A 1,730-nucleotide genomic window follows, 5' to 3' on the forward strand; every position below is an offset into this window, starting at 1 on the left:
CTCCTACATCAATGCCTCGTGTTGGCTCATCCAGGATGAAGAGGTCACAGTCTGTTGCCAACCATTTGGCGATAACTACTTTTTGCTGATTACCGCCGCTCAGGCTCTTCACAGGCTGGGTTACTTTATTTATTTTAATATTTAATTCCTTTACCTTCCGGTCTACGGTTTGATCCTCGATTTTTCGATTAATCACCTGCCATTTGCTCACTTTTTTCGGAACTGTGATTGTAATATTTTGCGTAATACTCATATCCAAAAATAACCCAGATTGTTTTCTATCCTCTGTTGCGAAGCCAAACCCCAACTCAACCGCGTCGGCTGGATTACGCAAATGAACCTGTTTTCCTTTCCAGTACATCCTGCCCGTGTCCGGCTTCCAATCGCCGAATAAAGTACGGGCCAATTCCGTTCTACCTGCGCCAACTAACCCCGAGAAACCTACAACTTCACCTTTGCGTACGCTGAAATTCACATTGTTGAAATAAGGCTTAAGCGACAAATTCTCTACCTTCAATACTTCTTCACCGAAATTAGAAGCCTTGGATGGGAACAATTCATTCAATTCACGGCCTACCATTAGATTAGCTATCGAACGTTCGGTTAGCTCTGACATCGGTAATGTCGCTACATTCTGTCCATCGCGCATAACGGTTACGGTGTCACAGAACAGGCGCAACTCGTTCAAGCGATGCGAAATATAGATAATGGAGGTGCCCCGTTCTTTAAACTTGCGAATCAGTTCAAATAGTCGGGCGCTTTCTCTTTCCTCAAGTACAGCTGTCGGTTCATCCATAATGAGGATGCTTGCGTCAAGCGATAACGCTTTCACAATTTCAACAATTTGTTGTTGACCTATACTTAATGAATGAATCTTTGCGTTGGGGTCCAGATCCAAATGAAAGCTTTCCAGGAGCTGCCGTGTTTCAGCGACCATGTTTTCCTTATCCGTGAATACGCCCAACTTGCGAGGCTCTCTCCCCAAAAACACATTCTCTGCAACCGTCATATGGGAGATTAAATTCAATTCCTGATGAATAATACCAATTCCCAGCTTCTGAGAACTCGTAGGTGAATGGATTTTAACCTGTCTTCCATCTAGCAGAATTTCTCCTTCATCCGGTTCATGAATACCCGCGAGTATTTTCATCAAGGTAGATTTGCCTGCGCCATTCTCTCCCACTAATGCGAGAACTTCGCCCCGTTTTAACACCAGATTCACGTTATCAAGCGCGCTCATGCCATTGAAAGCCTTACTAATATTTTTCATTACCAGCATCCCATGATTCTCCTCCTCTTCTCACCATCCATACTTTGATGATAGAGGTTTTGACCCTTGGCAACAATGAATAAAACGATGTTAAAACTTCACTTTCCTGCGGAATCACAGACGTTTCTAATCCATTTTCTTCTGTTTGTACAAGACTGCCAGCATGAGGATTCCCTTAAGAATGCCTTGTAGGTAAGGCGACACATTTTCAAGATTCATGTAGTTACTAATCATGCTTAGAATGAGCACACCGCAAGCGGTGCCCCAGATTGTCCCTTTTCCGCCCGATAAATTGGCGCCACCAATGACAATGGCTGCAATCACATCTAGCTCATAGGTAGTCGCTGAGGATGACGTAGAGATGGAGTTCAGCCTTGAGGTCTCCAGAACGGCTCCGACTCCTGCCGCCAGCCCGCTAATGCCAAAGGCAATAATCGTCACCCAGTGCATAGGTGTACCG

The 1,730-nt window shown here is 44.8% G+C and carries 2 protein-coding genes; both read right to left on the reverse strand.

Features of this window, described 5'->3' with window-relative positions:
- Positions 1-1,279: sugar ABC transporter ATP-binding protein (locus AC1DUA_RS36410; RefSeq protein ID WP_477504368.1), on the reverse strand; the 1,279-nt coding region annotated here is incomplete at its 3' end.
- A 117-nt stretch (positions 1,280-1,396) separates the two neighbouring features.
- Positions 1,397-1,730 (reverse strand): ABC transporter permease (locus AC1DUA_RS36415; protein ID WP_477504369.1); only part of this gene is annotated, 334 nt, incomplete at its 5' end.

The sequence above is a fragment of the Paenibacillus sp. 01T422 genome (genome assembly GCF_056398785.1).